This window comes from Alteraurantiacibacter buctensis (assembly GCF_009827655.1).
Classification (GTDB): domain Bacteria; phylum Pseudomonadota; class Alphaproteobacteria; order Sphingomonadales; family Sphingomonadaceae; genus Alteraurantiacibacter; species Alteraurantiacibacter buctensis.
In genome coordinates this window covers 166,455-191,645 of the sequence record NZ_WTYV01000005.1, presented here as the reverse complement: position 1 = coordinate 191,645, position 25,191 = coordinate 166,455, and the positions used below count along the sequence as shown (strand labels likewise).

Below are 25,191 nucleotides of genomic sequence, written 5' to 3'. Positions count from 1 at the left end.
GACGGCGCATTGATTCCGTACTATGCAGACCAACCCTCACCTCGCTCGTTCGGCCTCGACAGCGATTGCCGCTGTTCTGGTCCTGGCTTCAACTTCCGCCCTGGCTCCCGCTGCCTTCGCACAGGTCGCCGATCCGGCTACCCCGATCGGGCAGGCCAGTCCGGCGACGGTGCCGGCCCCGGCCGCTCCGGTGGGGACGATCCCCATTCCGACAGTGCCGGTGATGCAATCGCCGGTCCAGGCTCCTGCCGGGACTACCGCTTCACCGACGACAGGCGCACCCACGGTAAGCCGTCCGGTGGTGCAGGCCGTGCCGGTTGCCCCGACTTCGGCTGCCGCCTCTGGTGCGGCCGATGCCGATGCCGCCCCGGCCAACACCGCCACGACCACCCGCCAGCCAGCCGCCGCGCGCCAGGCACCTGCGAACGAAGCCGCCCGCGCCGCCGCCCCGCTTACTGCCGCTCCCCTTGCTGCGCCCGCGGCCGATCCGGTCGCACCCGTGACTACGACGGTGGTTCCGGTCCCCGAACCTCTGCCGCTCCCCGCCGCCAGCCAGCCCGCCGCGCAGACCGATGGCGACGCGGGAGAGGCTGCAATGTGGATCGGCGCGCTGCTTTCCGCGCTGGCGCTGGCAGGTCTTGCCGGTGTGGCCGGCGTTGCCATCAGTCGCCGCCGCAAGGTGCATGACCTGCGCGACGTTCGCATCGAGAGGCCTACGGTCGATGCCGATGGTCGCCCGCTGAATACCGCACCCGTGCGCGCTGCCGCTCCGTTGACCGTGGTGACGCCCACCACGCCGCCCGCCCGCGACGTGTCGCTGACCGAAGCCAGGGGCACCTTCGCGCCGGCGCCGGTCCAGGCGCGGGTGGTCGATGCCACTCCGGTCGCAGCGGGCGCGGCACCGGCCATGGCGCGCAACTTCCCCGAGCCCACGACCACCCGTGGTCCCTCGCGTGCCGATGCCCTGCTGGCCAATTCCGGTGCCGCCGTGGCGTTGCCCCGTGAGCGCCTGGCCACGCCGCAGGAACGCCGCGCGCTGATCGAGCGGCTGGCTGCCGCCCGGCCGGACCGGGCGAACCCATTCCGCAGCCACAAGGCCCGCCTGCACCGCGCCAAGCTGATCGAGCAGTCGATCGGCCGCAGCTTCCCGGGTGGCAAGTCGCGGATCGACCTCAGCCAGTATCCGATGAATTGGCCGGAGCTCGCTCCGCGCCGTCCCGCCGCAGCCTAAAGGGTTATTGAACTTCCCCTTCAGGGTCGCACGGTGGGGAAGGGGCGGACCTCCGAAAGGAGGCCGCCCCTTCACTGTATCCAGGATCCGCCTTTACGCTCCCCGCGCAACGCAGGTCCAGTTGGCCGGATCGTTGGCGTCGCCGCTGCCGCTGAACCGCGCCACGCCGGGATAGGCGCAGTGCGGGCGCACTATGCCGCTTTGCCCGTTGCGCCCCACCAGCGTGGCGGGCGGGGTGTCGGTTTCCACCCAGGCATCCATCGCCGCCAGGTAATCGACCGCATCGGCCCCCGGGCCGCCGCGACAGTGGCCCACACCGGGCAGGGTGTAATAGCGCATCTGCTGCGCCGCGCGCGGGTTGCGCGCCTGCACCGCCTGCACATAGTCCAGCGTGGCCACCGGGCTGGGGCCGGGATCGCTTTCGCCATGCCACAGCATCAGCTTGCCGCCGCGCGCGAAGAAGGCGCTGAGGTCCGGGTTCTTCGCCTCGTACAGTGCCGCAAAGGGGCTGGAGCGGACGCGCAGGTAATCGGCATCCGTCATGCCCAGCATGTTCCATTCCACGCCGGGGTTGGCGATGGGGTAGACCCCGCCCAGGCCGCCGCCACGCGACGGATCGGCCCCGGAACCGTTGGTGCCCACGAAGAACGACCAGCTTGCCTCGCCCCCGCGGTGCATCGGCAGCATCATCCAGCTTCCATCGCTGGCCCGGCGGCCGGAATAGACGGCTTGCAGCGCGGTGACCTGTGCCGGGGCCAGGCAGGTGGCGGTCTTTCCCCCGGTGCACTGCAGGCTGCGGGGCTGGAAGTCGCACGAGGCGGGATCGTTCACGATGCCATCGGCCACCCCGTCCTTCGCATCGCAGCGGGCAAGCACCGCGCTCTGCACCAGTTGCAGGTCTTCGGGCGTGAAGGCCCCGGCCCCGTTCTGTGCGGCAAAGGCCTGATTGCGGAACACCGCGCTGGTCTGCGTCTGCAGGGTATAGACCGGCGCGCCCGCGATGATCGCGTCATAATCCGCCGGATAGCGCTGGGCTTCCATCAGCCCCATGCGCCCGCCGGTGGAACAGCCGTTGTAATAGGCGCGGCTGTGCGGGCGGCCATAGAATGATGCGGCCACCCGCTTGCCGCGATCGGTCATCAGGTGGATGGCGCGGTGGCTGAAGTCGATCGCGCTTTCGGGCCGCTCGGCCACCCAGGAATTGGCCCACACATCGGTGCCGGCATTGCCGCCGTCGGTCTGCATGGTGGCATAGCCCTTGGCCAGCCCCTCGCTGGCGGCGGCAAGGGTGACGTTGCCCGCCCAGCCGCCGCCGCCAATGCCCAGCACCTTGCCGTTCCACTGCGCCGGCAGGCGATAGACCACGCCGATGGTGGAGCCGGCCACCGGGGTCAGCGTGCCCGATACCTCGCAGAAGGCGGGCAGGTTGGCCGCGGCCGGCACCCAGCTGGTGGTGGCATTGGCCGCGCCCAGCACGGAGGCATCGAAGGCGGCGCACTGCTGCGCCGTGGCGGTGAGGCTGGCGGTCTCGCTGCCCTGCGTGGTGGAGCACGAGGCAAGCGCCAGCGCGCCAAGGCTGACCAGGCCCGCTTTCGCCAGGCCGGAACGGTGGACCATCATGCTATCTCTCCCCTTTTCTCGCCAGCTTGCTGCCACAGCGGGGGAAGGTCGCCAACCGGCTAAATGTCGCAGATTGTCATGCCGCCTCGGCCACGGTGCGCAGCGGCACGGCATCGGCAAAGGTCTGGGTGACGTGGGGATAGGGGATGCCGATACCGGCGGCGTCCAGTTCGCGCTTGATGCCCTTCATCACTTCGGTGCGGACCACGCGCATGTCATGGCTGCCGGACAGCACCCACCACTGGGCCAGGATGTCGATCGAACTGGCCCCGAATTCGCGCACATAGGCCGCCGGTTCGCGGGCCGGATCGAGCCCTTCCACCTTGGCCATGCCGCGCTTCACTGCGGCCAGCGCGGCATCGAAATCCGCCTCGTAATCGACCCCGACCAGCACCTCGTCGCGCCGCACGATGGCATCGGTCAGCACGGTCACGCGGTTCTTGAAAAGCTGGGAATTGGGCACGATCACCAGCTCGTTGGAAAACTGCCGCACGTGGGTTTCGCGCAGGGTTATCTTCTCCACCGTGCCCGATATGCCATCAGCCTCGATCGCATCGCCGATGTTCATCTTGTCGCGCACCATGATCAGCACGCCGGCCAGGAAGTTCTCGAAGATATCCTGGAAGGCAAAGCCGATTGCCAGCGCGCCGATGCCCAGGCCGGCGATCATGCTGCCGGGGGTAAAGCCGGGAATGGCCACGGTGGCGGCCAGCAGCAGGCCCACCACCCAGATGCCCACGCGCACCACGGTCTCGATCAGGTTCTGCAGGTCGGCCCTGAGGGTGGATTTGCCGGTCAGCCAGTCAGCAATGCGCACGGCATACCGGGCGACGAACCAGGTGAGCAGGACCACTACCAGCGCCATGGTGATATTGGGCAGGCTGGCCACGATTCCGCGGGTCATGGCAAGCCACTGGTTGTTCAGGGTATCGAGATAGGGCAATCGGCTACTCCGGGTGCTGCGGGCTTCTCGCTTGCGCAACGCGTGTCTTTGCGCAAAGGCGCTGGCCATGTTCGAAGAAGCGCTGATCTCCGCCGCCCGCGTGTCCAGGGCATGGCCATTCCAGGAAGCCATGAAACTCGCCAAGCGGTTCAATGGTTCCAAGCCGGGCGGCGCGCCGGTGCTGTTCGAGACCGGCTACGGTCCTTCTGGCCTGCCGCACATCGGCACCTTCCAGGAAGTGCTGCGCACCACGCTGGTCCGCCGTGCCTACGAGATCGTGGCGGCGGAGGGCGGAGCGCCCGCACCCACGCGGCTGGTGGCTTTCAGCGACGATATGGACGGCCTGCGCAAGGTGCCGGACAACGTGCCCAACCGGGACCTGCTGGCCAGCCACCTGGGCAAGCCGCTGACGCGCATTCCCGATCCCTTTGGCACGCACGAGAGCTTTGCCCACCACAACAACGCCCGCCTGCGCGCCTTCCTCGACAGTTTCGGCTTCGAGTACGAGTTCGTTTCCGCCAGTGACCGGTACAATTCCGGCGCCTTCGACGAGGCGCTCAAGCAGGTGCTGCGCAAGTACGATGCCATCATGGACATCATGCTGCCCACCCTGCGGGCGGAGCGGCAGGCGACCTATTCCCCCGTCCTGCCCGTCAGCCCCACCAGCGGCGTGGTGTTGCAGGTGCCGGTTGAGGTGGTCGATGCCGAAGCCGGTCTGGTCCGCTTTACCGATGAAACCGGCGAAGTGGTCGAACAGTCGATCCTGGGCGGCAATGCCAAACTGCAATGGAAGGTGGACTGGGCCATGCGCTGGTATGCGCTGGGCGTGGACTACGAGATGTGCGGCAAGGACCTGACCGACAGCGTCACCCAGTCGGGCCGCATCGTGCAGGTGCTGGGCGGCCGCAAGCCCGAAGGCATGATCTACGAGCTGTTCCTGGATGCCAACGGCGAGAAGATCTCCAAGTCCAAGGGCAACGGCCTCAGCATCGAGGAATGGCTGACCTATGGCAGCGAGGAGAGCCTGGGCCACTACATCTATGCCAATCCCAAGAGCGCCAAGTCGCTCCACGTCGGCGTGATCCCGCGCGCGGTGGACGAATACTGGCAGTTCCGCGCGGCGATCCCCGGGCAGGAGTGGGACAAGCGGCTGGGCAACCCCGCCTGGCACCTGCTGCACGCGATGGGCAACGATGATGGCGCGGGTGACAGCCTTCCGGTCAGCTTCGGCCTGCTGCTCAACCTGGTGGGCGTGCTGGGGGCGGGGGCAACGCACCAGCAGGTCTGGAACTATCTCGGCAACTACATCGGCGATGCCGTGCCCGACGATCACCCGGACCTGTTCCGGCTGGTGGAAAAGGCGCTGGCCTACAACCGCGATTTCGTGGCCCCGCACCTGAAGCGCCGCGCGCCCACGGCGGGCGAGGCGGCGGCCCTGCGTGCGCTCGACGCGCACCTCGCCACCGTGGCCGAGGACACCCCGGCGGAAGACCTGCAGAACGCGGTCTATGAAATCGGCAAGAATCCGGATTACGGCTTCGAGACGCTGCGCGACTGGTTCAAGGCGCTATACGAGACGCTGCTGGGCAGCGAGCAGGGCCCGCGCATGGGCAGCTTCATCGCGCTATACGGTGTAGCCAACAGCCGCCGCCTGATTGCCGAGGCGCTGGCCCAATGAGGAGTATGGCATGACGCAGGAGACCGACGCGCACCAGTTGGCGCTGGACCTGCTCGGCCGCGAATACGACGAGCTGGAGGCCGACGAGCAGCGCGTGCTGGAGCGGGTGGCCACCGGCACCTATACCCAGCCCGATGCCGACGAACTGGTGCAACTGCACAACACCTTCGGTGACCGGATGGCCGACCGGGTGGCGGCCGTGGGCGGTAGCTGGGCCTTCATCATCGCCTTTGCCGTGGTGCTGCTGGGCTGGATGCTGCTCAACAGCCGGGTGCTGGAGGCGGTGGGGCTGCGGCCCTTCGATGCCTATCCCTACATCTTCCTCAACCTGATGCTGTCCACGCTGGCGGCGGTGCAGGCACCGATCATCCTGATGAGCCAGAACCGCCAGGCCACGAAGGACCGCATCACCGCGCGCCACGATTACGAGGTGAACCTTCGCACCCAGCTGGAAATCCTGCGGCTGGCCCGCAAGATCGACCGGATGGCGGCTGAAGTGCGGATGGCGGCGAAGCAATTGCCATTCGAGGGGGAAAGTTAGGCTATATCCACGGCCCTATAGCCATGGTCTTGCGCGGTACCACTTGGTGGCGACGTATTTCACCCCGCTGACCACCGGCGTTCCCGCATGCAGCGTGGCCCGGTTGGGCAGCCCGTTTTCGTCCACGTTGTTCCACAGCAGCAGCACGCCCTGCTTGGGCTCGATCGACATGTTCAGCTCGTTGAAGTCGGTGGTGCCGCCGGCTTCAACGTTGTTGAGGTAGATCATCGCCGTCCAGGCCCGCTGGCCGCCCTTTTCGGTCTCGCGGTCCCAATAGCTGGTGTTGGGATGGAACCAGTCGTGATGGGCCTTGAACTGCTGGCCGGGGGCATAGCGCTGGCCCTGCACGGTCTCGCCCCAGCTCGGCTCCACGCCCAGCAGGTCATCCAGCCGCCGCTCGATCTTTTTCACGAAAGGGTCGTGCGGATCGACATCGCCCGAAAAGCTGGTGCGGTAGCCATCGGCATAGGTCATGTCGAACACGGTGGAGGGCTTCGCCACCTCGTCGATCATGGCGATCAGGCGGGCGCATTCATCCGCGCTGATGAAGTCGGCCACGGCGTAAAGTTCGGCCTTGTCGGTGGGCGCGCGCCACACGGCGGGGTTGGCCGCCAGCCGCTCGCGCACGCGCTGGCCCATGGCGCGCAGGATCGGCTGGTCCTTGCGGAATTCGGTGGCGACTTCGGGTGTCATGCGCGCGCACCATAAATGGCCGCGCGGGGCATAGGCAAGCCACAGACGCGGGAAAGCCCCCGCCCTCAGGGAAGGGCGGGGACTCCCAAGTTGCCGGCCACTCTTCCGGCAACCCGAGCCGAAAGGCTGGTTACCAGAAGAAGTCGTAGATCACGTCGACCACTTCGCCGCTGTACATGTCTACCAGCAGCACGTCGTCGTAGTAGCGGACCCAGCGATAGTCGCCGTAGACCGGGGGCAGGCGATACTGCCACGGGTCGTTGATCCAGTAGCGGCTGCCGAAGAACAGGTTGTCGAGGTAGAACCCGATGCTCAGGCGGCGATAGCTGTAGTTGCGATAGGGCGCGTAATACCGGCCCGGCGTATAGATGTGCCGGTTGGAATAGCGGTAGCTGTTCCAGTTGTACCGGTTGTTGTCGCGCCAGCGACGGTCCCACTGGCGATGGTCGCGGCGCGCATCACGATAGCCGTCGCGGTAGGAACCGTTGCGGTCCCGGTCGCGATAGTCGCGGTTGCGGTCGTTGTCGCGATAGTCGCGGTCGCGGTTGCCCTGCCAGTTGCGGTCACGGTTCCAGTCGCGGTTGTTGTTGCCGGACCAGTTGCGATCACGCCCGTCACGGTTCCAGTCGCGGCCATCGCGGTTGGTGTCGCGATTGCCATCGCGGTTCCAGTCGCGCTGCTGCGGCGGGTTGGTGCCGACCACGCGCTCGCCCGAACGGTCGCGGTTGCGGTCGATTTGGCGGTTGTAGACGCCTTCGGAGCGGTCCGGCCGGTTCTGTTGGGCGCGGTTCTGTTCGGCGCGGTTCTGGCCCTGCCAGCGCTGGCCGTTATTGTCGCCGCCGCGGTTCCAGTCACCCCGCCGGCCCTGGTCGCCGCCACGCTGCCAGCCACCCTGCGGGGCCTGCGCCTGCTGCGGAGCCTGCTGTTGCGGAGCGCGCTGCTGGGGCACCTGCCGCTGCTGCTGCTGGACCTGGCGTTGTTCCTGGCGCTGCTCCTGCCGCGCCTGACGCTGTTCCTGCCGGTGTTCGCGCATCGCCTGCCGGGCGCCGCCGCCCTGCTGCTGGGCCTGGGCATTATCGCCCCCGCGCCAGTTGCCGCGCTGCGGACGCTCCTGCGCCGCGACTTCGACGGAAAGGGCGGGAGCCGCCATGGCAATCGCCAGAGCAGCCAGTCCACCCGACTTGAGCAAAGATTTGAACGTCACTGTAGTCACCCTCCAAGTGCCCCGCCGAGTGGTGCGGTGCGTTGTGTGTGGAGTGCGTCTAGGCGATTCGGGCTGTCCGTTAACTGAATAGGCCTGCTGGCTTAACGTTCAGGTTTGGAACGGGCCGGGTGAATGGAACCACCTCATCCCGTGCCAAACCCGCAGTCCCGCAGGTTCCTTGCAATCTTGCGAAGGAAACTGGACCCCGGATCAAGTCCGGGGTGACGAGGATGTTCGATATTACCGCGTCAGCTTCTTGTAAGCCAACCGCGTCGGCCGGTCAGCCGCATCGCCCAGGCGGCGGCGCTTGTCTTCCTCGTAGGCCGCGAAGTTGCCTTCGAACCACTCCACGTGGCTGTCGCCCTCGAAGGCCAGGATGTGGGTGGCCAGGCGATCCAGGAAGAAGCGGTCGTGGCTGATGACCACGGCGCAGCCGGCGAAGTTCTCGATGGCGTCTTCCAGCGCGGCCAGGGTTTCCACGTCAAGGTCGTTGGTCGGTTCGTCCAGCAGCAGCACGTTGCCGCCCTGCTTCAGCATCTTGGCCATGTGCACGCGGTTGCGCTCACCGCCTGACAGCTTGCCCACGTTCTTCTGCTGGTCCTGGCCCTTGAAGTTGAACGCGCCGACGTAAGCGCGCGTGCTCATGTCCTGGCCGTTGACCTTCATGTAATCCAGCCCGTCGCTGATTTCCTGCCACACGTTGTTGGCGGGGTTCAGGTGGTCGCGGCTCTGGTCGACATAGCCCAGGTGGACTGTGGAGCCGATCTCGATGGTGCCGCTGTCGGGCTGCTCCTTGCCCGTAATGATCTTGAACAGGGTGGACTTGCCCGCGCCGTTCGGCCCGATCACGCCCACGATGCCGCCCGGCGGCAGCATGAACGAGAGGTTCTCGAACAGCAGCTTGTCGCCATAGGCCTTGGAGATGTTCTTGGCCTCGATCACCTTGCCGCCCAGCCGCTCGGGCACCTGGATGACGATCTGCGCCTTGCCCACCTGGCGGTTGTCCTGGCTGTTCTGCAGCTCCTCGAACTTGCGGATACGCGCCTTGCTCTTGGTCTGGCGGGCGGCCGGGGTCTGCCGGATCCATTCCAGCTCGCGCTGCAGGGCCTTCTGCTTGCCGCTCTCCTCGCGGCTTTCCTGCTCCAGCCGCTTGGCCTTCTTTTCCAGGTAGGTAGAGTAGTTGCCCTCATACGGATAGTAGGACCCGCGATCGAGCTCCAGGATCCATTCCACCACGTTATCCAGGAAATAGCGGTCGTGGGTGATCATCAGCACCGCGCCGGCATATTCCTTCAGGTGGTTCTCCAGCCACTGGACTGACTCGGCGTCAAGGTGGTTGGTCGGTTCGTCCAGCAGCAGGATGGAGGGCTTCTGGATCAGCAGGCGGGTGAGGGCCACGCGGCGCTTTTCACCGCCGGACAGGCTTTCCACGCCCATGTCGCCCGGCGGGCAGCGCAGGGCTTCCATCGCCACTTCCAGCTGGTTGTCCAGCGTCCAGCCATCAACCGCGTCGATCTTGTCCTGCAGTTCGCTCATCTCGGCGCCCAGCTTGTCGAAGTCGGCGTCTTCCTCGGCCATTTCCATGCCGATGGCGTTGAACCGGTCGACCATGTCGGCGATGTGGCGCGCGCCGTCCTTGACGTTTTCCAGCACGGTCTTGCTGGGGTCCAGTTCCGGCTCCTGCTCAAGGTAGCCCACGGTGATGTTCTCGCCCGGCCAGGCTTCACCGGTGAAGTCCTTGTCGATCCCGGCCATGATCTTGATCAGGGTGGACTTGCCCGCGCCGTTGGGGCCGACGATGCCGATCTTGGCGCCCTGGTAGAACTGCAGGTTGATGTTCGACAGCACCGGCTTGTTCGCGCCGGGGAAAGTCTTGGTCATGCCTTTCATGACATAGGCGTACTGGGCGGCCATGCTGCGTCCTTCGTGGGTATCTGGAGAGATTGGATTTGCCCGCGCAGATAGGGGAGCGGGCGGGGCAGGGCAAGGTTCTTGCGGGGCGGCGGGCTTGCGCCTACCCGTTACACATGAAACCTGTTGCGCCGTCCCCGCGCCATCCCTTGCGCGATCCGTCCGAGCATACGTTGCTGGAGGATGTCTACGCCATGCTGTCGGGCTGCACCCTGCTTGCGCTGGGCCTGCTGCTGATGAAGAGCGCGGGGATCGTGACGGCCGGTATTGCCGGGGTGGCGCTGCTCATCTCCTACCACGTGCCGCTGGGGGTGGGGCTGCTGTTCTTTGCGCTGAACGTGCCTTTCCTGCTGCTGGCTATGGCCACGCTGGGGCGGGGCTTTGCGATCAGGACCACGCTGGCGATCGGGCTGATCTTCGCGCTGACCGCGCTGGCGCAAGTGTCGGTGGCTATCACCTTCGTCCACCCCGCCTTTGCCGCACTGGCGGGGGGCACGGCCATGGGCGTGGGCATCCTGGCGCTGATCCGCCACAACACCGGGGTGGGCGGGGTCAACATCGTGGCCCTGTGGGTGGAAAAGCGCCGCGGCGGCAGCGTGGGCCGGCTGCACATGGTGCTGGACGGGGCCGTGCTGCTGGCCGCCTGGTTTACGCTGAGTTGGGCGCAATGGGGGTGGTCGGTGCTGAGCACGCTGGCGATCAACCTGGTGCTGGTCGCCTATCACAAGCCGGGGCGGTATATGGGGCATTGAAAGGGCGGGGTGCGTAAACCGGACCCCTCCCGCGCTCCGCTTGGGAGTTTTCCGGCCAGGACCATCCCCCGGATGGTGCTGTCACGGAAAACTGGTCGGGGAGACAGGATTCGAACCTGCGACCCTCTGCTCCCAAAGCAGATGCGCTACCAGGCTGCGCTACTCCCCGACCCTGATGGCCGAACCCTGGACCAGTGCGTGGTGGGCCCGGCAGGATTCGAACCCGCGACCTAGCCGTTATGAGCGGCCAGCTCTAACCGCTGAGCTACAGGCCCCGCCCCGCGCGGGCGGACCTAGCCGCCGCCGCCATTTCTGGCAAGGGAGGCCGCAGGAGTTTCAGGCGCGCACGACGTTGTTCATCACGCCGGAGACAGTGGTTGGCTGCACGCCGCGCCGTTCCAGGTAGGCGAAGACCCGCCGGAACCAGTCGTACAGGGCATCCAGGTCCCGCTCGTCGCGCACATAGGGGGTGTGTCCCGGGTGCAGCGAGGGCGAGTGGAACGAGAACATCAGCAGCGGCAGGCCATCGTCCAGCGCCATGTCGATCCCGCGGATCGCCTCGTCCACGCTGATCCCCTCGGGCGTCAGCGGGATGCGTTCCAGCAGGCCCAGCCGGGCCAGCACGCCGCGCATCATGGGCATCCGCCACAGGCGCGGGAAGATTGCATCGCCCTGCCGCCGCAACATGCCCCAGTAACTGGTCGTCAGCGGCAGTTCCAGCAGGGTCTGCGCATCATCCAGCCAATAGGGATGCAGCGGGAAGCCGCGATAGTCCGGCCCGCCGCCGCTGGCATAGTCGAACAGCGGACGCACCGAGGTGTCGATCGCCACCCCCTGTTCGTGCAGGATCCGGGCCGTGTTGGGCCCCAGGCCATAGCGGCCCGCGCGGTAGATCACCGGGTGGGTGCCGAAGGCAGTCTCGATCTGGGCGCTGAGCGCGGCCAGCTTGGCGGCTTCCAGCTCGGGCGGCAGGTTGCCGACGAACGAGTTGTGCGGTGTCACCTCCTCGTCGAACGGGGGGTTGACCCAGGGGTGCAGTTGCAGGCCGACCTCGGCCCTGCCGGCCGTAACCGCCGGGCGCAGGATTTCCGCCGCCAGGGTGGCCTTCGCGACCGGCCAGTCGACCAGCCACAGCGGCACCACGCCTTCGCCTTCGCAGAACTGTTGGAAGCGGGCGATGCTGGTCAGGTGCGCCAGCCCCTGGTTCTCGCGCGCAAGGGGAGCGGTCCAGTCGAACTCTTCCTCGGCGTCGATGGACACGATGAAGCGCGTGCCGAAACCATCGGCAAAACGCGCCCGTGCAGAAGACGGGGGAGGAGCAATCAGGCTGCGCAAGGGAGTGGATCCAGGCTCCGGCATGGCCGGCAGACACCCCCTGTCCTGCCGGCTTCATAACCAAGCCTCTTTGCTATGGTTGGCTTAACAACCGGTCAAGAGCGGCAGGCGCAAGGTCACCGTATCATCCGCGAAGGCCAGGGTGCCGCCAGCCGCCTCGGCCTCGGCGCGGGCCAGCCGGAAGGTGAAGCCGGGGCCGAACATGCCCGCAGACAGCACCGGGCGCTGCTCCGCCAGGGGCAGGGCAAAGGGGTCTGCCGCGCGGGCGATCGAGCCGGGCAGGTCCACCGCCAGCGAGGCCTGGCTATCGTCGATGGATAGCTCCGCGCCCAGCACTTCCGACGGGGCCAGCGCCCCTGCCAGGCTGGCCAGCACGCGCCATACCAGCACCATCAGCTCGGGGCGGTCGAGGGTCGTTGGCAGGCGCTCCTCCGCGCCCTGCACGGCAAAGCCCGCCCCGCGCGAGCGCAGCACGCCTTCCATCCGGCGCACGGTCAGCTCCACCACCTCGCGCAGGTCCGCCTCGCCCTGGTCCAGCTCGAGCGCGCCCGCTTCCAGCTTCGACAGACGGTCGATCTCGTCGAACCCTGCCAGCAGCTTGGCGGCATCCACCGCGATGGCGGCGGCGTGGGCACGGTATTCGTTGGGCGCGGGGCCGAACAGTTGCTGCTGGATGATCTCGGCAAAGCCCTGGATGGCGTTCACCGGCGTGCGCAACTCGTGCAGCACCTGGCGCATCCGGTCCTGCGGGGTATCGGTGGGAGCAGGGGGCGCTTCGGGGGCGGGCAGGAACACGGGCCGCCGCAAGCGCCCGCGCCATCCGGTGAAGGCACCGCCAGGGGCAAAGACGGGCTCGGCATCCACCCGCCAGTCACCCGTAATGGCCGGGGCGGCATCGATCGCCAGCGCGGCCCCATGCAGCGGCTGGCGGCCCTGCATGGCCCGCACGGCGCGGTCCTCTAGCGCTGCGACCGATCCGGGACCAGCGGGGCCGAGCCGCAGGCCGCACAGCAAGGGAGCCACGGCATCGTCCGTCCAGCCGATGCGGCCCGTTTCGTCGGCAGTAAAGGCGAATTGGGCGGGCGGCGCGGGGGCGGCCTCGTCCTCGGCCACGTCACCCAGCGGCAGGCGCGGATCGAGCGGACCGGCGGCGGCATCGGGGCGGCGGCCTTCGCGGAAGGCCTCGATCCGGCGCAGCAGCGCGCGGATGGAGTCGCGCTCGGGAACGGTGCCCGGCGGAGGCGGAGCCGGAGCGAGAGGGGAAGGGGCGGTCGCTCCCTCCGGCTGCGGCAGCAGCATGTCGCCCGCGCCAAGGTGGCGCAGCAATTCGCGCGTGCCTTGCGGCAGGTCGCGCCGGTGACGCAGGAAGCCGCGGGCCATCACCGGCAGGGTGGGGATCAGTGTGCGCCACTGCGCCTCGTCCAGCCGGGCGACCGCCATTGCCGCGGCGGCCGGCTTGGCATCGCCCGCCGCCAGCACGCCGATCAGGCGCGGATCGCGCAGCCGCAGACCGGGATCGCGCAGGATGCGGCTGCGCTCCTCGGCCGGGATCAGCTCGCCCAGTTCGGCCAGCCGTGCCCAGGCGCGCGCTTCCAGCGGACTATCGGTGTTGCGGCCCGGGGTGCCCAGCAGGTCGACCAACTGCCGGAACTGCGTGCGCGCCGCCGTCTCCCCGCCAACGGGGGATCCCAGCACAGTGGCAAGGCGGTCATCGAACATCATCGGCAGGCGGCGAATCCGGGTCCCCTGGGCGTGGCGCGCGGGCACAGCTGCCCGCCAGCATTCCATAGCCATTGCAGCCGCACGCGACATGGCCGGCGCAGGCGGCGCACCAAAGCGGGACAGTGGCGCGGCAAACCCATAATTCGCTGCCTGCGTGGATAACATTGTTGCGGAAAAAGCTTGCATTGTGTGCAAATCGTTTCACAAAATGCTGCATTGAACCACGGCGCATCCAAAGGGGCGTGCCAAGGGGGACTCATGGCGACGCTGGACCGGATTGACAGGCTGCTGCTGGCCGAATTGCAGAACGAGGGGCGCGTGACCAACGTGGACCTGGCCAAGCGCGTGGGCCTGACCGCGCCGCCCTGCCTGCGCCGCGTCCGCACGCTGGAGGAAGAGGGGGTGATCCGCGGCTATCACGCCGATCTCGACCCGTCCAAGCTGGGCTTCGCCATCACCGTCTTTGCCATGGTATCGCTGCGCAGCCAGGCGGAGGAAGACCTGCGGGCCTTCGAAAACCACATCAAGGGCCTGCCCGAAGTGCGCGAGTGCCACATGCTCAACGGCGAGATCGACTTCATCCTGAAGATCGTCAGCCGCGACTTGCAGAGTTTCCAGGAATTCCTGACCAGCAAGCTGACCCCGGCACCCAACGTTGCCAGCGTGAAAACCAGCCTGACGATCCGCACGGCCAAGCACGAACCCGGCGTGCCGCTCGATTGACGATTGATTGATCAACCATTCAGCTTGCAGTCATGGCAGCGGGTTGATAATTTGTCCGACAAACAGTCTCGGGAGAGAGTCGTCGTGAAAACCAAGGTTCTGGCCGCTGCGGCAGCCCTGTCGGCCATTGCTGCCGGTGGCGCGGCATGGGCGCACCATTCGTTCGCCGTGTTCTTCGATGAAACCCGCACCGTGCGGGTGGAAGGCACCGTCACCTCTTTCCGCTTCACCAACCCGCATGCGCTGGTGGTGATGAACGTGACCCAGCCTAACGGGCAGACCGTGGAATGGCGGGCCGAGACCAATGCCCCCGTGGTGCTGCAACGCCGCGGCTGGAACCGCAGCAGCCTGCACGCCGGCGATCGCATCATCATGGATGGCTGGCCCAGCCGCGACGGGCGCAACTACATGCGCCTGCGCAGCGCCCGCTCTGCGGCAGACAACCGCCTGATCGGTTCTGCTCCCTTCAGCACGGGTGACGAATAAGATGCGGCGCCTGCTGCTGGCGCCGCTGGCGCTGTTGATGGCCGTGCCTGCGCTTGCGCAGGATGCCGTGCCCGATTTCACCGGCTTCTGGGGCCCGGATTTCAACGCCGACACGACGATCCGCATACCCGACATGATCGAGGCCATCCCAGATGGCGCGGTGATGATCGAGGACGTGGGCGCGGCGGAATTCCCGCGCGGCGAATTCGGCGGCCTGGTGCTGACCCCGTCGATGGCGGAACACGCCGCCAACTGGGATGCCAGCCAGGAAATGACGATCAACCGCGTCTGCCTGCCGCCCTCCATCGTCTATGCCGTGCAGGGCCCGTTCCCGTTCGAGGTCTACCAGACTGACGAGTTGATCGTGTTCCGCTATGAATACTTCGACCAGGACCGGCTGATCTTCATGGATGGTCGTCCGGTGCCGGAGAATGCCCCGCACACCAAGATGGGCTTTTCGCGCGGGCACTGGGAAGGCCAGGACCTGGTGATCGAGACCACCAACATCGCCGCCAGCACGATTACCAACAACGGTCTCGACCATACCGACGAGATCGTGATGGTGGAACGCTATCGCCTGGCCGAGGACGGCGCGCGCCTGCACGCCACCCAGTGGTTCAGCGACCACAACGTGCTGGAAACCGATGGTTCGCGCTACATCACCTGGACCAAGCGGCCTGGGCAGTACGTTTATCCGTACGAGTGCGATCCCAGCTTTGCGCTGGAGTATGGGCAGATCAGCGGGGGCGGGCAGTAAGGTCGCAGACCTTTTCCCGTCATCCTGAACTTATTTCATGATCAATCGCGGAGCCTAAACCATTGCTTTCAAGGGAAGCCAACCGGGAGGTTGGCACCCGGCCTTCGCTCGCTGCTTCGAACGAGAAATGGATCCTGAAGCAAGTTCAGGATGACGAACAATGGCGAAATGACGAGCTCTACTCCGCGTTCCGCTTAGCCAGATAATCCTCCAGCCACTTGATCGAATAGTCGCCGCTGAGGATATCCGGCTGGCGGATCAGTTCCGCGTGCAGCGGGATCGAGGTTTTCACCCCCTCAACCACCATCTCCTCCAGCGCGCGCTTCAGGCGCATGATGCAGCCTTCGCGGGTGCGACCGTAGACGATCAGCTTGGCGATCATCGAATCGTAGTACGGCGGGATCGAGTAACCCGCGTATAGCCCGCTATCCACGCGCACGTGCATGCCGCCTGCCGGGTGATAGGCGGTGACCTTGCCGGGGCTGGGGGCGAAGGTGAACGGGTCTTCCGCGTTGATGCGGCATTCGATCGCGTGGCCGGTGAAGCGCAGGTCTTCCTGCGTCACGCTCAGCGGCTTGCCGTCGGCAATGCGGATCTGTTCGCGCACCAGGTCCATGCCGGTGATCGCTTCGGTAACGGGATGCTCCACCTGCAGGCGGGTGTTCATCTCGATGAAGTAGAACTTGCCGTCTTCCCACAGGAATTCGATCGTGCCCGCCCCGCGATAACCCATGTCGGCCATGGCCTTGGCCACGATGCCGCCCATCCGGTCACGCTCTTCGGGGGTGATGACGGGGCTGGGGGCTTCTTCCAGCACCTTCTGGTGGCGGCGTTGCAAGGAACAGTCACGCTCGCCCAGGTGGATGGCGTTGCCGTTGCCATCGCCGAATACCTGGAATTCGATGTGGCGCGGATTGCCGAGGTACTTTTCCAGGTACATCGTATCGTCGCCGAAGGCAGCCTTGGCTTCCGACATGGCCTGCTTCACCAGCGGTTCCATCTGGTCCTCGGATGGAATCACCTTCATCCCGCGCCCGCCCCCACCGGCAGCAGCCTTGGCCAGCACCGGATAGCCGATCTCGGCTGCCACGCGCTTCATCTCGTCGAAGTCGCTCACCGCGCCGTCGGAACCGGGCACCAGCGGCAGGCCCAGGGCACCGGCGGTCTTCTTGGCCTGCACCTTGTCACCCATGGTGCGGATGTGTTCGGGCTTGGGGCCGATCCAGGTGATGCCGTGGGCTTCCACGATCTCGGCGAACTGGGCGTTCTCCGACATGAAGCCATAGCCGGGGTGGATCGCATCCGCGCCGGTCACCTCGGCGGCGGAAATGATCGCGGCGGTGTTGAGGTAGCTGTCAGCCGCGGCCGGCGGGCCGATGCACACGGCATGGTCGGCCAGGCGCACATGCATGGCCTCGGCATCGGCGGTGGAATGAACCGCCACCGTCTCGATGCCCATTTCGTGCGCCGCGCGGTGGATGCGCAAGGCGATCTCGCCGCGATTGGCGATGAGGATGCGGTTGATGGCCATGAGTGGTAGCCCGCCTTAACCGATGACGACCAGCGGCTGGTCGTATTCGACCGGCTGGCCGTTCTCGATCAGCACCTGCTTGATCACGCCATCGCGCGGAGCGGTGATCGGGTTCATCACCTTCATCGCTTCCACGATCAGCAGGGTCTGGCCACTCTTCACGTTATCGCCAACCGAGACGAACGGCGCGGCGCCGGGTTCGGGCAGCAGGTAGGCGGTGCCGACCATCGGGCTCTTCACCGCATTGGCCAGGTCCACCGCCGGTTCGGCTGCGGGGGCCGGGGCGGCAGCAGCAGCAGCGGCAGGCGCGGCGGCCACCGGTGCGGCAAGCGCCACGGGAGCGGCAGCGGCGGCCACGGCCCCGCGCGAAACGCGGATCTTGCGATCCCCGTCCTCGACCTCAATCTCGGTCAGGCCGGTTTCGGCCAGCATGTCGGCCAGCTCGCGCACCAGCTTGGCATCGATGTTCATGGCGCTGCGACCGGCGGAACCCTTGGTATCGGCCATCAAACCCTCTTGGCTCGTTTATCTGTAATCGCCCCCGCTAGATGCATGGGGGGCGCAAGGCAAGTGTCACGCAAACGTCAAAGCGTAGCGGCGTGCTCCAGCGCCAGCACATAGCTTTGCGGACCGTGCCCGCGAAACTCCGCCACGCAGGCCATGCCGATGTACGACACATGGCGGAAGGGCTCGCGCGTCAGCGGGTCGGACAGGTGCACCTCGATGCACGGCACCGTGATCGCCTTGGCTGCGTCATGCAGGGCGATCGAGGTGTGGGTATAGGCTCCGGCGTTGATCAGCACTGCCCTGGCGCCAACGGCCTGGGCTTCGTGCATCCAGTCGATCAGGTGGCCTTCATGGTTCGACTGGCGCATGTCGATCACCAGGCCCAGCTCGCGCCCGCGATCTTCCAGCATACCGGCAATGTCGTCTAGCGTGGCCGAGCCGTAGATCGCCGGCTCGCGCGTGCCCAGGAGGTTCAGGTTAGGTCCGTTGAGGACGAATACAGTGGCTGTCATGGCGGCGGCGAATAGACCGCCGGGCCGCCCTTGCCAAGGCGGTGGGCATATTGCACTCGAGTTCCGCTCGGGCGGCGGAGCGGGGAAGTCGGGAATTGCGGTATCTGCTGTTCGTGCTGCGCATGGTGCTGGTGGTTGCCATCGACACGGAAGCAGGCGCGGTGCGCCGGGTGGCCGGCCGACAGGTATCGCACCACCGCTATCGCCGTCTGCTGGCGCAGCATTGGCCGCATCTGCTGCGCCTGCGTCCGGTTCGGCAGGTTACGGTGGGAGACTTCGCCCCGCGCGCGGGGGCCGGATCGCGCGCCCTGATGACGATCTACGCCATCGCCTGGTGCCGCCGCCATGGCTATCGCTATCGCCACACGCCCAAGACCCGCGTGGCCCATGCCGATCGCGCGGCGGGCGATTACGATGCGGCCTGGGAGCGTGAACTTGACCTGGGGGCGGGCGAGGTGCCGGTGGGGAGAAAGGCCGACCCCGCCGTGTTCGGCCTGTGGGAACTGCTGCTCGACGATGCGGCGCCCGGCCTTTCGCTGCTGGAAGTGGCGGGGTTACCGCTGGCAGGCGAATTCGCGCCCTACTATACCTTCATTGATCGAGCCGCGACCGAGGCCGAGCGGGACCGGCAGGCGGCAGCGTTTCTTGCCTTGATGAAGGACGTGTTGCCCGAGGTGCGCGCCCGCTATCGCTCACGCGAGGCAGCCACGGCCACTAGTGGCTTGACCGTTGCGGTCCATGTGCGGCGCGGAGACGTGTCGACCGACAGGCCCGACATGTGGACCGATGGGGAGGCTTTTGCCCGCGCGCTGGAGCAGGTGCTTGGCGAACTGGCGGCGCGCGGGATCAGGCCGCAAGTTCACGTCTATTCACAGGGTGAGCCGGAAGACCTGGCGGCGCTGGCCCCCCTGGCCGATGCGATCACCTGCGACGGGAACCCGATAGCCACGTTCCGCGCGCTGGTGCAGGCGGACGTGCTGGTGATGTCGAAAAGCTGCTTCAGCCACCTGGCGGCCCTGCTGTCCGAAGGGATCGTGATCTATGAACCCTGGCGCGTGCCGCCGCAGCCGGGATGGGTGGTGCGCGGCGCGGACGGCATGTTCGACCGCGCCGGGCTGGCCGCGCGGCTTACAGGTCCACGCCCCTGACCTTGCCCCACTGGCGCGCGGCCGTATAGCCGAGGTAGCCCGTGCCGAAGAGGGCATAGAGCGGCTCGGGCAGGCCATTGAGATAGCCGTTGATTCCCGCCGCAATGTCCAGCGCTGCCTGCGGGCGGAAGGCGGAGAGGATGCCCATGGGCAGCGCGAACAGCAGCATGGTGTACATCACATAGTGGAAACTGGGCCGTGCGCGGCTGGTCCATGGATCGCGGCTGTTGGCCTCGGCAATGATGGCGGACATCTGGGTCTGGATCTGTTCCAGTTCCTGGGTGCCCTGCAGTTGCAGCAGTTCCAGCTTGGCGCGGTCGCGTGCCTCGCGGTCGGGGATGACCTTGTCGATGATCGAGGTGAGGGGGCCGATAAGGGCTTCGAGAAGGGCCATGGCAACACTCCTTGGCAGTTGAGTCGCTGCGGGCATGGAGTGTTTGCGTCCCTGTAGGACAGCAGGAAATGCGCTCAACCGTTGCGAAATCAACACATGGGAGCGTTATCACCTATTTGTCGGACACAATTCGCTTGCGTTTGTGAAAGTCAAAAATATCATCGCCCCACCAAGACCGCCGACGAAGCTTGAGAGGGCTTTCGACAACAGGGGGCGGGAAGGGATGAGGGAGGATACAATGGCTGGAATCTGGAACCGCCGCCGGGCGGCATTCGTCACGTCATGCGCGATCATGGCGCTGTCGGCACCCGCGTTTGCCCAGGACACCGAAGAGGATAGCGAAGAGAGCCGCCTTGGCGGAACCATCGTGGTGACCGCAGAGCGCCGCGCCACCGACCTGCAGGAAACGCCGCTGTCGATCGTGGCCATGACCGGCGAGATGATCGAGGCCAAGGGCATCGAGGATCTCCAGGACTTGGCGCGCTATACTCCCAACCTGTCGATCACGCCCACGCGCGGTGGCGGCAACAACTCGTCCAACTTCGTGATCCGCGGCATCGGCGGCGGCGGCGGTGCCACCGGCGAGCGCGGCGTGGGCCTGTATATCGACGGCGTGTTCATGCCGCGTACGGCAGGCGCCGTGCTGCGGGTAATGGACGTGGAGCGGGTGGAAGTGCTGCGCGGGCCGCAGGGCACCCTGTTCGGCCGCAACTCCACCGGCGGCGCGATCCGCGTGTTCAGCCAGCAGCCGACCAACGAGTTCGAGGGCTATGCCAAGCTGACGCTGGGCAACAACGGTCGGCATGACCTGATCGGCATGCTCAACTTCCCGCTGACCGATACGCTGTCGGTGCGGATGCAGGGCGCTTACCTGAACCAGGAAGGTTATGTCACTCGCGGCACCGAGGACCTGGGGGCCAGCAGCGATACCATTGGCCGCTTCCAGGCGAAGTGGGAGCCGTCCGATGCCTTCACCGCCACGCTGGGCATGTTCTACAACGAATCGCGCGCCAACGGCACGCCCTACGTGATGACCGAGTTCGACATGCGCCCGGGCATCGAAGGCGTGATCCAGGGCAACTATGCCGACTGGATCAACGACGCCTTCAAGAAGGCCGGGCAGGCGCCACTGGCCGCTTATAACGATCCGCGCATCGTGACCGGCGATCCCTATACCGCCTCCAGCCTGTGTTTCATCGATGACTTCAACCCGGACTACGATGCGGCCTGTAACCAGTTCAGCAACGACGATTTCTTTCAGGCTGACCTGAACATGTCGTATGACCTGAGCGACACGCTTACGCTGTCCTCGGTCACCGGCTATTCGCACCTCAAGCACACCGGCCTGACCGACTTCCAGGTGCTGGGCACCGAGAGCCGGACCGACAACGTGAGTTCCGAGGTGCTGTACCAGGAAGTGCAGCTCAACGCCGAGTTGTTCGACGGCATGTTCGACCTCGTGACCGGCGGCAGCTATTTCTGGGAGGATTCCTTCTCGCCCGGTGAGAACCTCACCCGGCGCGGCACCAGCACCTTCACGCCGCAGAGCCCCGGCCCTGCGTCCAACCCCAACGGTGATGCCGGCCTGTTCCGCACCGCTGTTTCCGACATCGGCCAGGTCAGCAAGTCCTACGGCCTGTTTGCCAGCGGCACGCTGCACTTCGGTGACCTGGTGAATCTGACCGGCGGCGTGCGCCGGGCGTGGGACAGCAAGAGCTATGAGCAGGAGCGTTTCCCCGGCGGCAACCCCGGCACCCCGGACTTCACACCGGTACCGGGCACCGCCAGCACCCATGTCTCGAGCTCGGCCAACTTCTCGGCCTGGGACTGGCGCGGCACGGTCGACATTACCCCGGCTGACGGGATCATGGCCTACGCCACGGTGTCCAAGGCCTACAAGGCGGGGTCGTTCAGCTACTCGATCACTTCGTACAACGCTGCCAATGCCACAAGGCCGAACAATCCCATCGACTATAGCGGTGCGGCGCAAAGCCTGCTCATCAACCCGATCCCCAACGAAAAGGTGATCAATTACGAAGCGGGCCTGCGTCTCGAGCTGTTCGACGGCGTGCTGCGCCTGAACCCGACCATTTTCCGGATGGATTTCACCAATCGCCAGGCCGCCGTGCAGGTAACCTGCGGCACCGGTGCTCTGGCCAACATCCCGGCGGGCGGTGCCCAGTGTCCCGTGGGCTTCCTGATCCAGGTACAGAACCAGGGTGACGTGAAGCTGGAAGGCGTGGAACTGGACGCCCAGATCCAGATGTCGGACAACTTCCTGATCGATGGCAGCTTTGCCGCCTTCAAGCCCACACTGATCAACGCCCCGGCGGGCACGGTGAACCTGTTCCCGGATGCGCCTTCGCCCACCTTCAACGTTGGCGCGACCTATATTGCCGATACGCCGGACGGTGAGCTGACGCTGAACGCCAGCTATGCCTACCTGGGCAAGATGGAGACACATCCTTCGTTGGGTACCGATTCGTCTTACACCCTGCCGTCGTACGGGCTGCTCAACGCACGTATCCAGTATGCGCTGAACGACTATCCGGTCACCTTCACGCTGGCGGGCACCAACCTGGCGAACAAGGCCTATGCCACCTATGGCCAGCGGTTTGGTGGCGGGTTCTGGGACTCGGGTGCCGGCACGGGCCTGGCCGCCCCGCTGCGCAGCGCGCTGGCGGTGGTGCGGGGCCGTCCGCGGGAAGTCAGCCTGACCTTCCGCTACGACTTCTGATAATTTCCGGAACGGCGCGCCCGCTCGCGTGGCGGGCGCGCCGTTCAGGCTGGCTTCACCTTATTTGACATAATCAAAAAGGTATGGGATAGGAACGGCAATGGTCAATCGCTTGTGCTCTGGATCGATGGCGCGCTGTGGCGCAATGCTGGCAGGGGCGGCGCTTGTGGCGACCGTGGCCGGCGGCGCGGCAGCGCAGGATGAAACACCGCAGCAGCCCGAGGTCGTTCGCACATATACCCCGCTGAGCGCCGAGCGGCTCAACGACATGGTGCCCAAGCATCCAGGCTACCTTGGCGCGCTGGCTCCGGCCAACCTCAACGCCGCACGGCCCGAAGCGCCGTTCAGCGTGACCGGCACCTGGTTCATCGACCTGTCGCAGGGCTTCAACCACTACCTGTTCGGCCCGCCCTATCCGCGCTTCGGCCCGGAAGGCATCCAGGCGCTGATCGAGGCACCGCAGGCCCAGGCGCGGGGCGAGACCTATCGCGATGCGATCGGCCAGTGCTATCCGCCGGGCATGCCCATGCTGATGACGCGCGTGTGGCCGCACGCCTTCATCCAGTTGCCCACCGCGATCTACGTAATCAGCGGGTTCAACAACTCGGTCCGCACGATCTTCCTGGACGGGCGCGGCCATTCGGATTCGAACCTGATCGTTCCCAGCTACAACGGCGAGAGCATCGGCCGCTGGGAAGGCGATACGCTGGTGGTCCACACTACCTATTTCGAGGCCGACAACCACTGGATCGACCACGGCATCCCGATCAGCTTCGACACGGTGATCGAGGAGCGCATCCGGTTGCTGGAAAACGGCACCGTGATGGAGGTGGAATACACCATGACCGATCCCACGCTGTGGGAAGGGGAGTGGAAGTCCACCAAGCGGTTCAACCGGCAGGACTATACCGACATCAACGAAAGCAACTGCATCCTGGCCTACAACGCCAACCTGCCCGGCACCGATCTGGGCCGCGCGGAAGCGGAGGAGCGGGGGCAGAGCAATGTGGAAGGGATTCCCCAGCATGACTAGGATTTTGGCGGCGGCGCTGGCTGTGGCCGGTGCCGGCACGGCGGCCATACTGGCGGCACCCGTGGTGGCGCACCACAGTTTTGCGATGTTCAACCAGCGCGAGATCATGACGGTGGAAGGCACGGTTCGCGAGTTCCAGTGGACCAACCCCCACGCTTTCATCGAGCTGGAGGAGCGGCACGGCAACTCCACCCGTACCTGGAGCATCGAGCTCAACAGTCCCAACAACCTGACCCGCCAGGGCTGGCGCCGCACCTCGCTGCGCCCGGGTGACCGCATTTCGCTGCGCATGAACCCGTTGCGCAATGGCGAGCATGGCGGCCTGTTCCTGGACCTGCGCAAGGCCGATGGCACTGTGCTGGATTCGGGCCTGCCCAAGAACGGGCAGCCTATCAACGTTCCGAACTTCTAGGCTGAGGAGAGATGGCCATGACACTGATCGGCAAGGCGGCCCTGGCTGCACTGGCACTGTCCCCGCTGGCGATGACCGCTTCGGCTCCCGCCTCGGCACATCACAGCTATTCGATGTTCGACATGCAGCGCACCGTGCTGCTGCAGGCCACGGTCACCCAGTTCCGCTGGCAGAACCCGCACGCCTTCATCCGCGTGACGGTGCCGGCCGGCGGGCAGACCGAGGAATGGTCGATCGAGATGACCAGCCCCAACAACCTGACCCAGGAAGGCTGGACCCGCACCAGCCTGCGCCAGGGCGACCGGGTGCAGTTGTGGGTCCACCCCTTGCGCAGCGGTGCGCGCGGCGGCAGCTATGTCGGCGTCCGCAAGGCCGATGGCACCACGCTGGGCACCGTGCCGCAACAGTAAGCCGGTCACGGGTTGGGGAGAGGATCACAGATGACACGCATCAATCGCGCGCTGGCGGGTATCGTCGCGCTGGGCCTGGTCACGGTCGTGGGCGCAGCCCAGGCGCAGAACGCCCCGCCGGTGGGGGCGGCCACGCAATCGCCGCCGCCGGAGGGCATTGCCCCGGAACAGAGCGCCGGGTTCACCCGGGGCCGCTATCACGAATTGGACGCGCTGCCCGACTGGGGCGGCATCTGGTTCCTCAATCGCGGCGGCGATCCGGCCATGGGCGGACGGCCCAACCATCCGCCGCTGCAAGGCGAATACCTGCGGAACTGGGAAGCCTGGCGCGCCCAGGTACAGGCCAACGATGGCGTGGAACTGCGCAGCCGGTCCAATTGCTCGCCCCCCGGCCTGCCGCGCATCATGATGCTGGCGCAGTATCCGTACGAGTTCCTGTTCACCCCTGGCCGGATCACGATCAACCAGGAAGCCTGGATGCAGACCCGCACGATCTGGACCGACGGGCGCGGCCATCCGCCGCTGGAGGATATCACCCCCAGCTTCATGGGCCATTCCATCGGCCACTGGGAAGGCGATACGCTGGTGGTGGATACCATCGGCATTTCCGACCGGCTGGAAGTGGGCGAGGGCGGCAAGCATTCCGACCAGTTCCGGCTGGTCGAGCGAATCCGCCTGTCGCCCGACAACCCCGATGTGCTGCTGAACGAACTGACCATGACCGACCCGGTGGCCTTTTCCCGCCCCTATGTTGTCAACGTCAGCTATCGCCGTGACCGCCACGGCTCGCTGATCGAGTTCCAGTGCGCGGAGAATGACCGCAATCCGGTGGACGAGACAGGCAACACGCAGTTCCTGTAGGGCGATGCCAAGGGGCCCGGCTTGCCAAGCGGCGGCCGGTCCCTAAACCT

General features: G+C 66.2%; 24 protein-coding genes and 2 tRNA genes. 13 read left to right on the top strand and 13 right to left on the bottom strand.

Translation table 11 applies throughout. The features are described 5' to 3' along the window. Positions 1-22: 22 nt before the first annotated feature. Positions 23-1,231, top strand: a complete 1,209-nt coding sequence (locus GRI99_RS18880; RefSeq protein WP_160772490.1) for a hypothetical protein — start codon at positions 23-25, stop codon at positions 1,229-1,231. A gap of 93 nt (positions 1,232-1,324) precedes the next feature. Here the strand turns inward: GRI99_RS18880 and GRI99_RS13065 are convergent, their stop codons facing one another. Both GRI99_RS13065 and GRI99_RS13060 read right to left on the bottom strand, forming a co-directional pair. Next, complete coding sequence (locus GRI99_RS13065) at positions 1,325-2,851, bottom strand: tannase/feruloyl esterase family alpha/beta hydrolase (RefSeq protein WP_160772489.1); 1,527 nt, start codon at positions 2,849-2,851, stop codon at positions 1,325-1,327. Between the two features lie 76 nt (positions 2,852-2,927). Further along, complete coding sequence (locus GRI99_RS13060; protein ID WP_237438337.1) at positions 2,928-3,755, bottom strand: mechanosensitive ion channel family protein; 828 nt, start codon at positions 3,753-3,755, stop codon at positions 2,928-2,930. A 106-nt stretch (positions 3,756-3,861) separates the two neighbouring features. Here GRI99_RS13060 and GRI99_RS13055 point away from each other — a divergent pair, with 106 nt between their 5' ends. Both GRI99_RS13055 and GRI99_RS13050 read left to right on the top strand, forming a co-directional pair. Next, positions 3,862-5,472, top strand: a complete 1,611-nt coding sequence (locus tag GRI99_RS13055; protein WP_160772487.1) for a lysine--tRNA ligase — start codon at positions 3,862-3,864, stop codon at positions 5,470-5,472. Positions 5,473-5,482: 10 nt separating this feature from the next. Beyond that, positions 5,483-6,013: a DUF1003 domain-containing protein gene (locus GRI99_RS13050; protein WP_160772486.1), complete on the top strand. Its 531-nt coding sequence runs from the start codon at positions 5,483-5,485 to the stop codon at positions 6,011-6,013. A gap of 15 nt (positions 6,014-6,028) precedes the next feature. On the opposite strand, the gene GRI99_RS13045 is transcribed toward GRI99_RS13050, so the two are convergent. From GRI99_RS13045 to ettA, 3 genes are all read right to left on the bottom strand, one after another. Beyond that, positions 6,029-6,706 carry a prolyl hydroxylase family protein gene (locus GRI99_RS13045; RefSeq protein WP_160772485.1) on the bottom strand — a complete coding sequence of 226 codons (678 nt, stop codon included), beginning with the start codon at positions 6,704-6,706 and terminating at the stop codon, positions 6,029-6,031. A 130-nt stretch (positions 6,707-6,836) separates the two neighbouring features. After that, positions 6,837-7,910 carry an RcnB family protein gene (locus GRI99_RS13040; protein WP_337192925.1) on the bottom strand — a complete coding sequence of 358 codons (1,074 nt, stop codon included), beginning with the start codon at positions 7,908-7,910 and terminating at the stop codon, positions 6,837-6,839. Positions 7,911-8,150: 240 nt separating this feature from the next. Beyond that, positions 8,151-9,824, bottom strand: a complete 1,674-nt coding sequence (gene ettA / locus GRI99_RS13035; RefSeq protein ID WP_160772484.1) for an energy-dependent translational throttle protein EttA — start codon at positions 9,822-9,824, stop codon at positions 8,151-8,153. Positions 9,825-9,937: 113 nt separating this feature from the next. Between ettA and GRI99_RS13030 the strand changes: the two genes are divergently transcribed. Then, positions 9,938-10,573 carry a DUF6198 family protein gene (locus GRI99_RS13030; RefSeq protein WP_160772483.1) on the top strand — a complete coding sequence of 212 codons (636 nt, stop codon included), beginning with the start codon at positions 9,938-9,940 and terminating at the stop codon, positions 10,571-10,573. 92 nt (positions 10,574-10,665) lie between these two features. On the opposite strand, the gene GRI99_RS13025 is transcribed toward GRI99_RS13030, so the two are convergent. The 4 genes from GRI99_RS13025 to GRI99_RS13010 all read right to left on the bottom strand — a co-directional run bounded on the left by GRI99_RS13025 (position 10,666) and on the right by GRI99_RS13010 (position 13,675). Beyond that, positions 10,666-10,742, bottom strand: a tRNA-Pro gene (locus GRI99_RS13025). 30 nt (positions 10,743-10,772) lie between these two features. Beyond that, a tRNA-Ile gene (locus GRI99_RS13020) sits at positions 10,773-10,848 on the bottom strand. A 61-nt stretch (positions 10,849-10,909) separates the two neighbouring features. Further along, positions 10,910-11,932 carry a polysaccharide deacetylase family protein gene (locus GRI99_RS13015; RefSeq protein WP_160772482.1) on the bottom strand — a complete coding sequence of 341 codons (1,023 nt, stop codon included), beginning with the start codon at positions 11,930-11,932 and terminating at the stop codon, positions 10,910-10,912. 60 nt (positions 11,933-11,992) lie between these two features. Then, entirely contained in the window at positions 11,993-13,675 is a 1,683-nt protein-coding gene (locus GRI99_RS13010; RefSeq protein ID WP_337192924.1) for a histidine kinase dimerization/phospho-acceptor domain-containing protein, read from the bottom strand. Positions 13,676-13,888: 213 nt separating this feature from the next. On the opposite strand from GRI99_RS13010, the gene GRI99_RS13005 reads away from it, so the two are divergent. The 3 genes from GRI99_RS13005 (at position 13,889) to GRI99_RS12995 (ending at position 15,596) form a co-directional block, all read left to right on the top strand. Next, entirely contained in the window at positions 13,889-14,353 is a 465-nt protein-coding gene (locus GRI99_RS13005) for an Lrp/AsnC family transcriptional regulator (protein ID WP_160772481.1), read from the top strand. A gap of 84 nt (positions 14,354-14,437) precedes the next feature. Next, positions 14,438-14,839 carry a DUF6152 family protein gene (locus tag GRI99_RS13000; protein WP_160772480.1) on the top strand — a complete coding sequence of 134 codons (402 nt, stop codon included), beginning with the start codon at positions 14,438-14,440 and terminating at the stop codon, positions 14,837-14,839. 1 nt (position 14,840) lies between these two features. Then, a complete protein-coding gene (locus tag GRI99_RS12995; RefSeq protein ID WP_160772479.1) occupies positions 14,841-15,596 on the top strand; it encodes a hypothetical protein in 756 nt (251 codons plus the stop codon). A gap of 178 nt (positions 15,597-15,774) precedes the next feature. On the opposite strand, the gene accC is transcribed toward GRI99_RS12995, so the two are convergent. The 3 genes from accC to GRI99_RS12980 all read right to left on the bottom strand — a co-directional run bounded on the left by accC (position 15,775) and on the right by GRI99_RS12980 (position 18,146). Further along, positions 15,775-17,127, bottom strand: coding sequence for an acetyl-CoA carboxylase biotin carboxylase subunit (gene accC, locus GRI99_RS12990; RefSeq protein ID WP_160772478.1), 1,353 nt, complete (start codon positions 17,125-17,127; stop codon positions 15,775-15,777). Positions 17,128-17,142: 15 nt separating this feature from the next. Then, positions 17,143-17,634 (bottom strand): acetyl-CoA carboxylase biotin carboxyl carrier protein, encoded by a 492-nt coding sequence (gene accB, locus GRI99_RS12985; protein ID WP_160772477.1) that lies wholly within the window; start codon positions 17,632-17,634, stop codon positions 17,143-17,145. A gap of 77 nt (positions 17,635-17,711) precedes the next feature. Next, a complete protein-coding gene (locus tag GRI99_RS12980; protein WP_160772476.1) occupies positions 17,712-18,146 on the bottom strand; it encodes a type II 3-dehydroquinate dehydratase in 435 nt (144 codons plus the stop codon). A gap of 95 nt (positions 18,147-18,241) precedes the next feature. Here GRI99_RS12980 and GRI99_RS12975 point away from each other — a divergent pair, with 95 nt between their 5' ends. Further along, on the top strand, positions 18,242-19,294 hold the full coding sequence (locus GRI99_RS12975) for an alpha-1,2-fucosyltransferase (protein ID WP_160772475.1): 1,053 nt from the start codon (positions 18,242-18,244) through the stop codon (positions 19,292-19,294). Here the strand turns inward: GRI99_RS12975 and GRI99_RS12970 are convergent. Next, entirely contained in the window at positions 19,275-19,688 is a 414-nt protein-coding gene (locus GRI99_RS12970; protein WP_160772474.1) for a holin family protein, read from the bottom strand. The genes GRI99_RS12975 and GRI99_RS12970 overlap by 20 nt on opposite strands. A gap of 238 nt (positions 19,689-19,926) precedes the next feature. On the opposite strand from GRI99_RS12970, the gene GRI99_RS12965 reads away from it, so the two are divergent. From GRI99_RS12965 to GRI99_RS12945, 5 genes are all read left to right on the top strand, one after another. Beyond that, positions 19,927-22,425, top strand: a complete 2,499-nt coding sequence (locus GRI99_RS12965) for a TonB-dependent receptor (protein ID WP_160772473.1) — start codon at positions 19,927-19,929, stop codon at positions 22,423-22,425. Between the two features lie 100 nt (positions 22,426-22,525). After that, the gene (locus GRI99_RS12960) at positions 22,526-23,458 is read left to right on the top strand and encodes a hypothetical protein (protein WP_160772472.1); all 933 of its coding nucleotides are present in this window, start codon (positions 22,526-22,528) and stop codon (positions 23,456-23,458) included. Then, the gene (locus GRI99_RS12955; protein ID WP_160772471.1) at positions 23,451-23,870 is read left to right on the top strand and encodes a DUF6152 family protein; all 420 of its coding nucleotides are present in this window, start codon (positions 23,451-23,453) and stop codon (positions 23,868-23,870) included. The genes GRI99_RS12960 and GRI99_RS12955 overlap by 8 nt, the downstream gene beginning before the upstream one ends. A gap of 17 nt (positions 23,871-23,887) precedes the next feature. After that, a complete protein-coding gene (locus GRI99_RS12950) occupies positions 23,888-24,280 on the top strand; it encodes a DUF6152 family protein (protein ID WP_160772470.1) in 393 nt (130 codons plus the stop codon). Positions 24,281-24,310: 30 nt separating this feature from the next. Next, positions 24,311-25,141: a hypothetical protein gene (locus tag GRI99_RS12945; RefSeq protein ID WP_160772469.1), complete on the top strand. Its 831-nt coding sequence runs from the start codon at positions 24,311-24,313 to the stop codon at positions 25,139-25,141. Positions 25,142-25,191: the final 50 nt, after the last annotated feature.